We start from the raw sequence: 12,554 nt of genomic DNA, 5'->3' as shown, positions 1-12,554 counted from the left end.
AAGCCATGAGACAGCCCGAAGCGGCGAAGGGACGGAAGAAAAAGACCGTGCTGGTGGTGGGGCTGGGGCGCTTCGGTTTCGCCTTGTGCGAGCGCCTCGCAGTCTTGGGGCAGCATGTGGTTGCGGTGGACAAGGTGCGCGCTCTGGTGGAGAATGTGTCGGACCTAGTGGAGCTTTCGGCCCAGCTCGACGCTACCGATGAGGACGCCCTGGCCAAGGTGGGCGCCAAGGATGCGGACGTGGCGGTGGTCTCCATCGGAGAAAATCTCGAGGCGAGCGTTCTCGCCACGGCGATCCTCCGTGGCATGGGCGTTCCTCGGGTGGTAGCCCGGGCGCAGAATTCCCTTCATGCCCGGGTACTGGCGAAGGTGGGCGCGCATCGCGTCATCTTTCCCGAGCGGGACATGGGCATCCGGGTGGCGGACCTCTTCGTTTTCCCCTGGTTGACCCAGTTTTCACCCCTTCCTGGCTCGGAATACCTGGTGGGGTCCCTTGCGCCTCTTCCGGAGATGGTGGGCAAGTCGTTGGTCGAGCTGGATTTCAGGAACCGCTACAACGCCGTGGTTCTGCTGATCAATCGGCAGGGGAGTCAGTTTCTCCCGTCCGCTGCTACAATCATCGAGGTCAAGGATGTGTTGCTCATTGCGGCTCGCCAAAAGGATGTGGAGCCCTGGGCGAATCGCCTGTATGAGGAAGGAGGAGATAAAGCATGAGTCATGTGCTCGGGCAGGTTAAAGACTTGCGCGAGCAGTGCCGCGAAGCTCTCGCCAAGATCGGTTCTCTGACTGCGCTGCAGGAGGAACGAGTCCGTTTTCTTGGAAAAAAAGGAGAGATCACGCGCCTGTTGCGCATGCTGGGAACGCTTTCTCCAGAGGAGCGCCCTCTCGTGGGGAGCACCGTGAATGAACTTCGCGACGAGATGGAGATGGCCTTCGATGCGGCTAAGATGCGCCTGGAAGTGCTGGAAGCGGAGAAGGAAGAGGAGCGAGGGCGGCTCGATGTGACCTTGCCCTGCCGGGGAAGAGGATGGGGGAGTTTTCATCCTGTGGTGCAGGTCATGCACGAGGTCATCGACGTCTTTATAGGGCTCGGCTATTCCGTGGCGCTTGGCCCGGAGATCGAGGATGATTTTCACAATTTCGAGGCACTGAACATTCCTTCCTATCACCCCGCCCGGGACATGCAGGACACGTTCTACGTGGAGGGGAACAGATTACTTCGGACCCATACGTCGCCCGTGCAGGTGCGCTCCATGCTCCGCTGGGGGGCGCCGCTCCGCATCATCTGTCCCGGAAAGGTCTTCCGGCGGGACAGCGACCCTACCCATTCGCCCATGTTCCATCAGCTCGAAGGACTCCTCGTGGACCGTGAGGTCTCCATCGCGGACCTCAAGGGAAGTCTCGAGGCCTTTGCCAAGGCCATGTTCGGCCCGGAGGTGAAGGCCCGCTACCGGGCGAGTTACTTCCCCTTCACCGAACCCTCCATGGAGATGGACGTGAGCTGTGTCGCCTGCGGCGGGAAAAATCCTTCCTGTCGCATCTGCAAGGGGAGCGGCTGGCTCGAGATCAGCGGTCTCGGCATGGTCCATCCGAACGTGTTGCGCGCGGGTGGCATCGACCCAACGGTGTACAACGGATTCGCCTGGGGAATGGGGTTGGATCGGATCGCGCTGCTGAAGTACGATGTGCGCGATCTCCGCTTCTTCTTCGACGGAGATGTGACGTTCCTTTCCCGGGGAGGTATGCGCTGATGCTCGTGTCGCTGAATTGGCTCAAGGAACTGATCCGGATTCCCGCCGGGGTGGATGAGATCGCCCACCGTCTCACCATGACGGGGTGCGAGGTGGAGGAAATCCGGCGTCCCGGGGAGGCGCTCCAGGATATCTTCATCGGCAGGGTGCTCTCCCTCGAACCCCATCCCACCCGGGAGGGACTTCGGGTGGCCCGCGTGGACTACGGCAGAGGGCGGAAGACCTGTACCACCGCGGCGCCCAATGTTGCCGTGGGAAAGCTTTTCCCCTACGCGCCCCCCGGCGGCGTGCTCGCCGACGGCACGGTGCTCGGTATGCGGGATTTCGACGGTGTTCTCTCCGAGGGAATGCTCCTCTCCGCAGAGGAGCTGGGCATTCCCGACGTGGAGGTGGAGTTTGGCCTGCTGACGCTTCCCGAGGACGCGCCCCTGGGGGCGGACTGCATCGCCTGGCTCGGTCTGGACGACGTGATCCTCGACATTTCCATCACTCCCAACCGGGGAGATCTTCTCAGCCTGGTGGGCATCGCCCGCGAACTCTACGGCATTCTCCCCGGAACGGAACTGCTGCCCCCGGAGGTTCCGGCGCTTCCGGAGGGGCCCTGGCCGATTCCTTTCGAGGGGATCACGCTGGAGGACGAGGGATGCCCCGCCTACTCCCTGGGACTCATCCGCAACGTCCGCATCGGTCCCTCGCCGGTGCGCGCCAGGGTTCGGGTTTCTCTCTGCGGCATGCGCCCCATCAGTAACGTGGTGGACGCCACGAACCTGGCCATGCTCTTCTGGGGGCAGCCGCTTCACGCCTTCGACCTGGACCGTCTTCCCGCCCGGCACATCGCCGTCCGTGCCGCGAGGAAGGGTGAAACGATCACCACCCTGGACGGCAAGGAACGAGTGCTCGAAGAAGAGGACCTGCTCATCACCTCCGGCGGCGTCGCCGTCGGTTTGGCGGGCGTGATGGGTGGCGCGAACTCGGAGATCTCCGACACCACCACCACGGTAGTTCTGGAGGCCGCCTCCTTCGACAGGGTCCGCATCGGTAGAACCTCGCGTCGCATGGGGCTCCATTCCGAGGCGGCGTTCCGCTACGCCCGGGGTGTGGACCGGACCAAGGCCTTGCCCGCCCTGGCTATGGCCATGGCCTACATGAGGGAGTTCGCCGGAGGCGAACTCTGCGGGGCGCCCCTTGTCGCAGGCGATCCCCGAGAGCCGCGCCGCACCGTGATTCTGCGGGAGAGCACACTCCGAACGTATCTCATGTCTGCGAACATGGACGAGGCGTCGGCCACCCTGGAGCGCTTCGGTTTTACCGAGGTCAGGGAGTTCCGGGAGGAGGCGGCGCGGACCTTCGCCGTTCCCGCTTCGCGGCTCGACGTCTCCATCGAGGAGGATCTCGTGGAGGAAGTGGCCCGGGTTGAGGGGTACGACACCGTTCCAGTGCGGATTCCGCCCCATCTGTATGCCTCGGCGTCCCTGACGACCCTCATGACGGCGTTGCGCCGCCTCCGGGAGTCCGCCATGGGGCGGGGATTCGTGGAAATGATCACCTACAGCTTCGTCGCTCCCGAGGACCTGCGGGTTCTCCGCTTTCCCGAGGGAGACCGGCGTGGAAACCCAATCGCCGTGGTGAATCCTATTGCGGCGGATCAGTCGGTGATGCGTACCTCCCTGCTGCCTGGGTTGCTCAAGGCGCTGCTGCGAAATCTCCGGGGCGGTTTCCGCGGCCCGATCCGCATGTTTGAGCAGGGCAAGGTGTTTCTCCGTACCGACGGCGCCGGTTCCTCCGGAGAGGCGCATGAGGAGCCCTTCTTCCTCGGGGGGATCGTCTTTCCCGGACGAGATCGCCGTTTTGCCGCCGACGAGGACTTCTTCTCCGTGAAGGCGGACGTGATTGCTCTGTGTGAGGCCTGTGCCGTCCGTCCGGAGTTCGTCCAGGGAGAGGAACCCTTCGGGCACAAGGGACGGACCGCATGGATCCGCATCGATGGAAAGGATGCGGGCTATCTGCTGGCGCTTAAGCCTCTCATCGGGGGGGCTCTCGACCTGGACGCGCCGCTCTACGCCTTCGAGATCAATCTGGAGAGTCTTGTGGGGCAGGTGTCCTACCAGTTCAGCGAGCCTATGCGCTATCCCGCGATCTACCGGGACGTGTCGCTTCTCGTGCCGAAAGGAACGCCCGCGGCGGCGGTGGAGGCTGAAATACGGCGCCTCGCCGGAGATTTCCTCTGGGATGTGCGCCTCTTCGACGTCTACGAGGGCGAGAGTATTCCCGAGGGACACCGGAGCCTTGCCTTCTCCGTGGCCTACCGGAGCGCGGAGCGTACTCTCAGCGACGAAGAGATCGAAGGACGCCACGGAGCGCTGCGGAGTGGTCTTGCCGCCCGTGGATACACGCTTCGATAGCATCGGACGAACCGCCGGGCGGCGTTTTTTCGCCGCCCCCGACGCGGGCTTCAACGGAATGGGAGGGAGGTTTTCCCATGATGCAACGTCTTGAACAGCTCGAAAAAGTGATCGAGCGGGCAGCGGAACACCTGCAGAACCTGGAGAGAGAGCGGGAAGAGCTTTTGGCGGCCCTGGAGGAGCAGAAAAAGCTCGTCCAGGCCAAGGAACTCGAGCTGATCCGGCTTCGGAAGGAGCAGCAGCGCATGGTGGAACAGCAGGAAAGGGAGACCATCCAGCTGAAGAAGGAGCGGGCCCAGGTGGAACAGAAGCTGACAGAACTGGTCGCCCGTTTCGAGCGTTTTCGTGCGGGGGAACCCGGGGCGAACAGCGGAAACAGGTGACAGGAACTAGAAGCGGAACCGGATAGGAGAAGGCCCCCATGCCCGAGGAAAAGAAGGATGAACAGCCGGGACGGTCGGTGCGGATTTCCGTAGGCAAGAAAAAATACGCGGTGTACACCCGCCTGGACGAGGAGACCTGCTCCTCCGTGGTCGCTCTTGTTCAGGGGATCGTGGAGAAAATGCCCTTCGGCGTTTCCCAGGAGGAGAAGCTTCTGCTCACCTGTCTCCGCCTGGCTCTTTCCGTGCATCACAGCGCGCAGCTTCTCAGTGATGCCGCGAAGAAAGCCCCGAAAGGCGACGGGAGGGCGAGTCTCCCCGAAAAAAGCGTTTCCGACCTGCGGCGTGACGGCGGAGACGTCCCCGGGAAAATCTGTTCCGGCGACACCCCCACTGTGGACGTGCCCTCCGGGGATCCGAGTGTTCCGCCGCCCTTGTCGGAGTCCTCCGATGCTATCGAAAAGGATGGTGGGGACGAACCCGAAAGAGGGGTTGAAAACCTGTGATGGACATCGCCCAGACAGTGGATCTGCTCTTTCTGCTGCTCGCCGCCGTGTTCGTCCTGCGGGGAGCCTTTCGCGGGCTCTCGGGGGAACTGCTCTCCCTCGCCGGGTTCGTGGGGGGGATTTTTCTGGCCTGGCGCTACGGCCCTCCGCTGGCGCTGAAGATCGAGGGAGCCTGGGCCGTCTCTCCAGGAATCGCCCAGGCGGTGGCCATGATCGGCATCTTCGTCACGGTGAATCTCTTCAGCGCTGTGGCGGAGCGCGGCTTGAAGACGGTTCTGAAGTTCGCCAATCTCTCTCTGCTGGACCGCCTCGGGGGTATGCTCGCCGGGGGTGTCAAAGTGGGAGTCCTTCTCCTCGGAGCCTTTCTTGCCATGTCACTTCTCACTCCGGGAGGGCCGCCCCAATGGGCAGAGGAGAGCCGGGCGCTTTCACTGGCCTCCGTCGCATGGGACTTTCTGGCGGAGGCCATGGAGAAACGAGGGTGGGAATTGCCGCTGCCGTCTCCGCTCTCTCTTCGGAGCGGGGCGAGCGGCGTGGACCTTTTTCCCGCGTCTGTGGAGGCGGATGTGACGTCACCAGATCTGGAGGTATCCCCGTGATCGTGAACGAACGGGTTCGCGAAACCCTGGAAATTGACAAGATACTGGAGAAACTCGCACGACAATGCCGCAGCCCCCTGGGCGTGCGGCACTTTTCCGGCCTTCGCCCCGCGTTGTCGGTGCAGCAGTTGCAGACCCGGCAGGAGTTACTGCGCGTCTACTGCAGAATGCGGGACATGGAGGGAGAACTGCCCTGGGACAACAGGGTCAAGCCCGTTCTGCCCCTTCTTGAAGAGGCGAAAGCCTCGGCCTTTCTCACCGGGGAGGAGCTTGTCCTGGTGCGGAACTTCCTCCGCCTCGCCATGGAGGTGCGGGGAGCGGTGGTGGAGCGGAAGGAGCGCTTCCCCGCTCTCGAGGATCTCGGCAGAGGATTGAAAGATTTTTCTCCCGAACTGACCTCCCTTGCGGTACTCTCCGACGACGGGTGGCTCTACGACACGGCGTCCCAGAAACTGGCTGAGATCCGGAAACGGCTCGAACACATTCGTGCAGACATCCGACGCCTGGGACACGCTCTCCTCAACGAGCCGTCCCTGGGAAGTATGCTTCAGGAGCGGGTGCTCACGCTTCGGGAGGGGCGATACGTTCTACTCGTCCGTCACGAGTACGTGAACAGCTTTCCCGGCATCGCTCTGGAGCGCTCCGGGTCTGGAAACAGCGTTTACATGGAACCTACGGCGCTTATTCCGCACAACAACAGGACGGGAATTCTCGGCGACGAGGAACGCAAGGAGGAGCGGGCCATCCTGACGCGTCTCACCCAGGATCTGCTGCGCCGCGAGCGGGCCATCGTCGAGGCGGAGGAGGCTCTTGGCTACGCGGATGCGCTCTTCGCCACGGCGGAGTACATGCGGAAACACCGTTGGCATGTTCCCGAAGTGGTGCCCTCCAAACGTGGGCACTTTCACTTCTGCAACGCCGTACATCCCCTGCTGGGAGAGGGGGCGGTGCCCATTAACATCCATGGAGGCGAGCGCTTCCGAATCCTTGTCATCACCGGGCCGAACACGGGAGGCAAGACCGTCGCCCTGAAGACCGTGGGGGTGCTCACCTTCCTCGCCTGGTGCGGCTTGCCCATTTCCGCCGCCGAAGGGGCCGTGGTGGGGGACATCGACCGCATTCTCACGGACATTGGCGACGAGCAGAGCATCGAGCAGAATCTCTCCACTTTCAGTGCTCACATGACCACCGTGATCGGCATGCTGGAGGAGGCGGGACCCAATTCCCTCGTGCTCCTGGACGAGCTCGGAGCCGGAACCGACCCCCACGAGGGAGCTGCCCTCGGCATCGCTCTGCTGCAGGAGCTGCTCGACCGGGGAAGTCTCGTTATCGCCACCACGCACCACAATCCGATCAAGAAGTTCGCCCTCAGCACCCCGAGGGTGGAGACGGCGAGCGTCGAGTTCGACGCGGCGACGCTCTCTCCCACGTTCCGCCTCTTCATGGGGGTGCCGGGGCGGAGCAACGCCCTCTACATCGCCGAGCGACTGGGCATGCCCTCCTCGGTGGTGCAGCGCGCTCGGGACGTGCTCGCCGGAGGCGAGGCCTCGGTGGAGGAACTCATCGGCGAACTGCAGGAGAAACAGGCCTATCTCGAACGGGTGCAGGAGCGCATTGCCGCGGATCGTCGGGAGATCGCCGCCCTGCGGGAGAAGTTCGAGCGGAAGTACGCGGAAGTGAACGAAAAGCGCGACGCCATTCTCGCCGGGGCAGACCGGCGGGCCCGGAAGATCCTCAGCGATGCCGAGGAAAGCGCCCGGTCCCTTCTGCGCGAGCTGGAGCATGCGGCGGAGTCGTCGGCGCAGCGGGTGATGCAGGAGAAAAAACAGGAGCTGGATCGCATGAAGAGACATATCGACGCCCGGGAGGAGCGGCGCCTGGAGCGGCAATCCGTGGTGGGGGAGAAGAAGACCCTCGAAGTGGGTTCGACGGTGCAGCTTCTGGAAAGCAAGGTCGTGGGCGTCGTGGAGGAACTGGAGCGGGGGCAGGCCCTCGTGCTCGCCGGAGGCATGCGCATCCGCGTTCCTCTGAAGCGCCTCCGCCTTGTCCAGGAACAGCCCGGCGGGAGTTCCCCCAGGGTCTCTGTGGATGTGAAGGTCACTCCGCCCTCGGAACGGGTGTCCGGATCGCTCATGATCCGCGGCATGACCATGGACGAGGCCATCCCCATGGTGGAGCACTACCTGGACCAGGCCTATCGGTACGGTTACGGGACCGTGTCCATCATTCACGGCAGGGGCGAGGGCATCCTCCGGAGAGAGGTGCAGGACATCTGCAAGCGCCTTCCCTACGTGGAGGAGCAGCGCCTTGGCGGTCCTGGAGAGGGTGGTTACGGCGTCACCATCGTCACGTTCAGGAAGAAGGGATAGAGCGGGAGCGGCTTCCATCGCGGCGAACCCCCGGCGTCAGACGATGGAGGAGAAGGTAGAGCGGAATCGTGATGCACAAGGCGAGCAGTTCCGAGGGAAGATCCCCGGGCGGCGGGCTCACGTGCTGGGAAAAGAGTCCCAGTGCGGCGCCTCCCAGGAAGGAAACGATCCCCGCCAGGCGGTAGTCCGGCTCGTCGTCCAGGTGTTCCGCCGCGTAGTGTCGCTTCCGAATGAAGTAGAAGTCGGCGATGAGGGGTCCCGCCCGCGGTGGGGCCGTTGCGCCGAGGACGGTGACGAAGTCAGCGGAGAAGATTTGGTGGAATCCGAGCGATCCCAGAAACGTTCCCAGAATTCCCGCCAGGAGCACGAGTGTTTTCCGGTCCGCGGACTTGCCATGGGAGGTGGGGATGGAGCCGGTGTAGAGGGAGTTGCAGTACAGTTCGGCGTTGTTGGTGGTCCAAAGGGACGTCGTTCAGGCGAGGCAGTCGACGACGGCGAAGAAAGGACTCTTGTCCAGCATCCATTCCACGTAGTTGAACTGACCCACCGACACGGCGCCGATGTAGCCCACCACGTCCAGAAGGGGGTTGGTGAGGATGAAGCAGGCCGCCGCCCCGGCGAAGACCGCTGCGATATTCCTGGTGAACCGGAACAGATCGACTTCCATGACGGCTCCGGCGGTCCAGCTTCCCACCACGACGGTGACGGCGTTTCCCAGTCCCAACCCGCCACAGCCTCCTTCCGGCGGTGGAGGATGCGGCGGATGCGATGCGGGATTTTCGCCGTTCGCGCTGCTGCTGGTTCTGTCGCTGGTGCTTTCGAGGCGGTGGTGAGGTTTCCCCGGAAGGCGGCGGAGGGTGGGGCTTGCGCTCGACTTCCCTCCGTGCCCCTCGGCAGGGGAACCGGGGGCGGGGGACGGTGTGAAGCGGCCGTGTCGTTTTGCGGATTTTCGAGATGGATTCCTCCTGTGGCTTGACAGCTTCCGGGGTTGCGGCATAAGATAATCCCTGCGCGCGCCCGTAGCTCAGCTGGATAGAGCGTTGGCCTCCGGAGCCAAAGGTCTGGCGTTCGAATCGCCACGGGCGCGCCAGTTCTTTCGATGTACGGCCCTCACTCCTTTTTGGAGTGGGGGCTTTTTTGTGCGTTATGTCTGAACGCGGAGACGATTTCCCCGGGATTTCCAGGACTCCCCTGCGGAAGGGATGGAGAGGTGACGTGTCCGTCTTCTCGCCTTGCGCTGCGCCGGACACCGCTCCGTCTTCCGGATGCTTTTGCTGTTCCGGAGTGGCACAACCGCTCTTGCAGGGATTTTTCGCCGTCGCCGGTCGTCGAGCGCCATGAAAACCTTTTGCACAACGTGACGCACACAACAAGAATTGTTCGCCAAATTCCTAAAATGCGCTAAGATTTTACCGAGGCAGGATGCTTTTTAAAATGCTCCCACGTTCTCGACGTTCGGGAGAAACGGCGTGTTCTGCAAGCGCTGCGGAAAGGCCGGAAAGGCGAGTGCGCAGGAGTCTGGAAGAGACAAGGTGCGGGACTCTTGGGCCCGCCGGAAGAACTGAGAGCGACGAAATGGAGAGAGGATCCCATGGAACGGTTCCGACTCGCGGATCTGGTGGACGTCGCACGGCTGCAGCGAATGATCGATTCCCTCTATGACGCCGGGGGGATCTCCGTGACGATCCTCGACGGGGACCGGGAAATCCTGGTGGCGTCCGGAGGACCGGATGCGTGTCTCCGTTATCATCACGGCAATCCGGACACGTATCGGCGGTGCAGGCGCAGCGATGCCGCCGCGGAAAAGTTTCTCGCGGAAGCGTCGCTTTCCGATGGGCGGGTGAAACGGAGATACAAGTGCGAAAACGGCCTCTGGAATGTGGCGGTTCCCCTCGTCGTAAGGGGGATGCACCTGGGGACGCTTTTTCTGGGGAAATTTCTGCTCGCCGAAGAGGAACCGGACATGGATTTTTTTCGGAGACAGGCCGTCGCATACGGATTTCCGGAAAAGGAGTATCTCGAAGCCATAGAGGCCGTTCCGCGTTTTTCCTCGGAACGCCTGGACGCCATGCTCCGCTACTACACGGATCTGGTGGCCACACTGGTGGACCTTTCCCTTGCCAGAATCGAGGCCATGGAGGTGTCGGAGGCGCTTCGGGAGAGCGAGGAGCGGTATCGGGATCTTTTCGACACGCTGGATCAGGGAGTGGTCTACCAGAATGCATCGGGAGAGATTGTGGCGGCGAATGCCGCGTCCCAGAGAATCCTCGGTCTTTCCCTCGCTCAGTTGCAGGGACGCACCTCTCTGGATTCCCGCTGGAGTGCGGTCCGGAAGGATGGTCTTCCTTTTCCAGGGGAGGAGCACCCGGCCATGGTGGCGCTTCGAACGGGAAAGGTGGTGCGAAACATTCTCATGGGGGTCTTCAATCCGGAGGAGGAGGCATTCCGCTGGATTGATGTCAGCTCTCACCCGAGGACACGGCCGGGAGCGACGGAACCGTTCGAGGTCTATACCACCTTCATGGATGTGACGGAACGCTGGAAAGTGCTCGAAGCCGTAAAGGAGAAGACCGAGGAGGCGGAGCAGTTTTTCCTGAGCGCTCTCGATCTGCTCTGCATCACCGACACGGAGGGGCGTTTCCTCCGGCTGAATGCGGAATGGGAGCATACCCTGGGGTATCGCCTGGATGAGCTGGCGGGACGTTTCTTCATCGAGTTCGTCCATCCCGAGGATGTACAGGCTACGCTGGATGCGATCTCCACGCTGGGCAACCAGAAAGAGGTTCTCAATTTCGTCAACCGCTATCGTTGCAAGGACGGCAACTATCGTTGGATCGAATGGCGATCTTTTCCCGCAGGCAGAAGGATCTACGCAGCGGCGAGGGATGTCACGGTCCGCAGGGAGATGGAGGAAGCGCTCCGCGAATCCCGTGACCGGTACCGACTGCTCTTCGAGAGGATGCTCGACGGTTTTGCCCTGCACGAGATCATCCTCGACGGAGAGGGAAAACCGCGGGATTATCGTTTTCTCGAGGTGAATCCCACCTTCGAACGCCTCACGGGGCTGCGGGGAGGGGACATTCAGGGGCGGACCGTGCTGGATGTCCTTCCCGGGACGGAACCACACTGGATCGAAGCCTACGGACGCGTGGCGCTCTCGGGGGAAACACTGCAGTTCCGGAACTACTCCAGGGCGCTCGGCCGCTGGTTCGAGGTCTCCGCCTTCTCGCCCCGTCACGGTTACTTCGCGACGATCTTCACGGATGTCACCGAGCAGGAGCGGGGCCGGGAGGAGCGGGAACGGCTCATCGCGGAACTGGAGCGGAAGAACGAGGAGCTGGAGCGCTTTACCTATACGGTGTCGCACGATCTGAAGAGCCCTCTCATTACCGTCAAGGGTTTTCTCGGTCTTCTGGAGCAGGACCTCGCCGCGGCGAAACCGGACCTGGTGCGAAAGGACATGGAGCGCATCGGTGAGGCCGCGGACCGCATGGCCCTGCTCCTGGACGACCTTCTGGAACTGTCCCGGGTGGGGCGCGTCGTCAATCCCTCGGCATTGCATTCCGTGGAGGAACTGGTGCACCGTGCTCTGGAGGCTGTTTCGGGGCGTCTCGCGGAACGTGGTGTGGTCGTGGAGGTGCTGCCTGGGCTGGGAAATGTTTATGGAGATGGCCCCAGGCTGGTGGAGGTGTTCCAGAACCTCCTGGAGAATGCGGTGAAATACATGGGAGAACAGGGAAACCCCCGTATCGAGATCGGCGTGATGCCTCGGGAGGATGGAATAGTGTATTATGTTGCCGACAACGGAATAGGTATCGAACCCCGGTATCGGGAGACGATTTTCGGGCTCTTCAATAAACTGGATCCACGAAGCGAGGGATCCGGTATCGGTCTCGCCCTGATCCAGCGCATCGTCGAGGTCCACGGAGGGCAGATCTGGGTTGAATCGGAGGGGAAGGGCAAAGGCTCCGTCTTCTGTCTGCGCTTTCCTCCCGCACCGCGTATCGGAGGTGATGACGTGTGAGCGAGGCTCCGCTGACGATCCTCCTTGTGGAGGACAATCCCGCCCATGCGGAGATGATCCTCCGCAGTCTGGAGGAACACGAAGTGGCGAACCACGTGACGTGGCTCGAGGACGGCGAGACCGCACTGGACTATCTGTTCCGCCGTGGAAGATATGCCGAACCGTCCGAATCTCCCGTTCCCTTCGTGATTCTCCTGGATCTGCGCCTTCCCAGGGTGGACGGGCTCCAGGTGTTGCGACAGGTGAAGGAACATTCCGAACTGCGGGATATCCCCGTGGTGATTCTCACAACCTCCGAGGCGGAGCGGGACATGGCCAGAGCCTATGAGTACCACGCCAACAGCTACGTCGTGAAACCTTTGAGATTCGACGACTTCGCCGCACTCATGAAGGATTTCGGCTTCTACTGGCTTTCCTGGAACAAGAGACCCAAGACCGAGGCGGGATGGAACACGCGCGGCGGCGCGCCGGGGAGCACGAAGACGGCCACCCCGTAGGGCCGGCAGGATCGGTGAAAGGAAACG

At 62.5% G+C, this 12,554-nt stretch carries 12 protein-coding genes and 1 tRNA gene; 11 read left to right on the top strand and 2 right to left on the bottom strand.

Annotated features, from left to right (window positions below; genetic code table 11):
* The first annotated feature begins 5 nt into the window (after nucleotides 1–5).
* The 7 genes from K349_RS0115440 to K349_RS0115410 all read left to right on the top strand — a co-directional run bounded on the left by K349_RS0115440 (nucleotide 6) and on the right by K349_RS0115410 (nucleotide 8,006).
* Complete coding sequence (locus K349_RS0115440) at nucleotides 6–713, top strand: potassium channel family protein (protein ID WP_029166645.1); 708 nt, start codon at nucleotides 6–8, stop codon at nucleotides 711–713.
* Complete coding sequence (gene pheS, locus K349_RS0115435; RefSeq protein WP_029166644.1) at nucleotides 710–1,750, top strand: phenylalanine--tRNA ligase subunit alpha; 1,041 nt, start codon at nucleotides 710–712, stop codon at nucleotides 1,748–1,750. Before K349_RS0115440 ends, pheS begins: the two co-directional genes overlap by 4 nt.
* Nucleotides 1,750–4,152, top strand: coding sequence for a phenylalanine--tRNA ligase subunit beta (pheT, locus tag K349_RS0115430; RefSeq protein WP_029166643.1), 2,403 nt, complete (start codon nucleotides 1,750–1,752; stop codon nucleotides 4,150–4,152). The genes pheS and pheT overlap by 1 nt, the downstream gene beginning before the upstream one ends.
* A 77-nt stretch (nucleotides 4,153–4,229) precedes the next feature.
* Entirely contained in the window at nucleotides 4,230–4,535 is a 306-nt protein-coding gene (locus tag K349_RS17490; protein WP_051464416.1) for a hypothetical protein, read from the top strand.
* 38 nt (nucleotides 4,536–4,573) lie between these two features.
* A complete protein-coding gene (locus K349_RS0115420; RefSeq protein ID WP_029166641.1) occupies nucleotides 4,574–5,038 on the top strand; it encodes a hypothetical protein in 465 nt (154 codons plus the stop codon).
* On the top strand, nucleotides 5,038–5,637 hold the full coding sequence (locus tag K349_RS19805) for a CvpA family protein (RefSeq protein ID WP_245588095.1): 600 nt from the start codon (nucleotides 5,038–5,040) through the stop codon (nucleotides 5,635–5,637). The genes K349_RS0115420 and K349_RS19805 overlap by 1 nt, the downstream gene beginning before the upstream one ends.
* The gene (locus K349_RS0115410) at nucleotides 5,634–8,006 is read left to right on the top strand and encodes an endonuclease MutS2 (RefSeq protein ID WP_029166639.1); all 2,373 of its coding nucleotides are present in this window, start codon (nucleotides 5,634–5,636) and stop codon (nucleotides 8,004–8,006) included. Before K349_RS19805 ends, K349_RS0115410 begins: the two co-directional genes overlap by 4 nt.
* Here K349_RS0115410 and K349_RS18310 read toward each other — a convergent pair.
* Both K349_RS18310 and K349_RS18305 read right to left on the bottom strand, forming a co-directional pair.
* Nucleotides 7,990–8,373, bottom strand: coding sequence for a purine-cytosine permease family protein (locus K349_RS18310; protein ID WP_029166638.1), 384 nt, complete (start codon nucleotides 8,371–8,373; stop codon nucleotides 7,990–7,992). The genes K349_RS0115410 and K349_RS18310 overlap by 17 nt on opposite strands.
* A 105-nt stretch (nucleotides 8,374–8,478) precedes the next feature.
* Nucleotides 8,479–8,730 carry a hypothetical protein gene (locus K349_RS18305; RefSeq protein WP_029166637.1) on the bottom strand — a complete coding sequence of 84 codons (252 nt, stop codon included), beginning with the start codon at nucleotides 8,728–8,730 and terminating at the stop codon, nucleotides 8,479–8,481.
* Between K349_RS18305 and K349_RS20195 the strand changes: the two genes are divergently transcribed.
* The 4 genes from K349_RS20195 (at nucleotide 8,672) to K349_RS0115375 (ending at nucleotide 12,527) form a co-directional block, all read left to right on the top strand.
* Nucleotides 8,672–8,839: a Synerg-CTERM sorting domain-containing protein gene (locus K349_RS20195; RefSeq protein ID WP_084460437.1), complete on the top strand. Its 168-nt coding sequence runs from the start codon at nucleotides 8,672–8,674 to the stop codon at nucleotides 8,837–8,839. The genes K349_RS18305 and K349_RS20195 overlap by 59 nt on opposite strands.
* Before the next feature lie 180 nt (nucleotides 8,840–9,019).
* A tRNA-Arg gene (locus tag K349_RS0115395) sits at nucleotides 9,020–9,096 on the top strand.
* A 501-nt stretch (nucleotides 9,097–9,597) separates the two neighbouring features.
* Entirely contained in the window at nucleotides 9,598–12,030 is a 2,433-nt protein-coding gene (locus K349_RS18300; RefSeq protein WP_029166635.1) for a PocR ligand-binding domain-containing protein, read from the top strand.
* Nucleotides 12,027–12,527, top strand: coding sequence for a response regulator (locus K349_RS0115375; RefSeq protein ID WP_029166634.1), 501 nt, complete (start codon nucleotides 12,027–12,029; stop codon nucleotides 12,525–12,527). Before K349_RS18300 ends, K349_RS0115375 begins: the two co-directional genes overlap by 4 nt.
* The last annotated feature ends 27 nt before the right edge of the window (nucleotides 12,528–12,554 follow it).

Origin of the sequence: Aminiphilus circumscriptus DSM 16581, from assembly GCF_000526375.1 — a bacterium.
Lineage (GTDB): Bacteria > Synergistota > Synergistia > Synergistales > Aminiphilaceae > Aminiphilus > Aminiphilus circumscriptus.
This window is presented reverse-complemented; position numbering and strand designations above follow the sequence as displayed.

Bases quoted from the DNA above. Each gene is read 5' to 3' on its own strand.
- K349_RS17490 (WP_051464416.1), top strand. From the start codon at position 4,230: ATGATGCAACGTCTTGAACAGCTCGAAAAAGTGATCGAGCGGGCAGCG.
- K349_RS19805 (WP_245588095.1), top strand. From the start codon at position 5,038: ATGGACATCGCCCAGACAGTGGATCTGCTCTTTCTGCTGCTCGCCGCC.
- K349_RS0115440 (WP_029166645.1), top strand. From the start codon at position 6: ATGAGACAGCCCGAAGCGGCGAAGGGACGGAAGAAAAAGACCGTGCTG.
- K349_RS0115420 (WP_029166641.1), top strand. From the start codon at position 4,574: ATGCCCGAGGAAAAGAAGGATGAACAGCCGGGACGGTCGGTGCGGATT.
- pheS (WP_029166644.1), top strand. From the start codon at position 710: ATGAGTCATGTGCTCGGGCAGGTTAAAGACTTGCGCGAGCAGTGCCGC.
- K349_RS18300 (WP_029166635.1), top strand. From the start codon at position 9,598: ATGGAACGGTTCCGACTCGCGGATCTGGTGGACGTCGCACGGCTGCAG.
- pheT (WP_029166643.1), top strand. From the start codon at position 1,750: ATGCTCGTGTCGCTGAATTGGCTCAAGGAACTGATCCGGATTCCCGCC.
- K349_RS20195 (WP_084460437.1), top strand. From the start codon at position 8,672: ATGACGGCTCCGGCGGTCCAGCTTCCCACCACGACGGTGACGGCGTTT.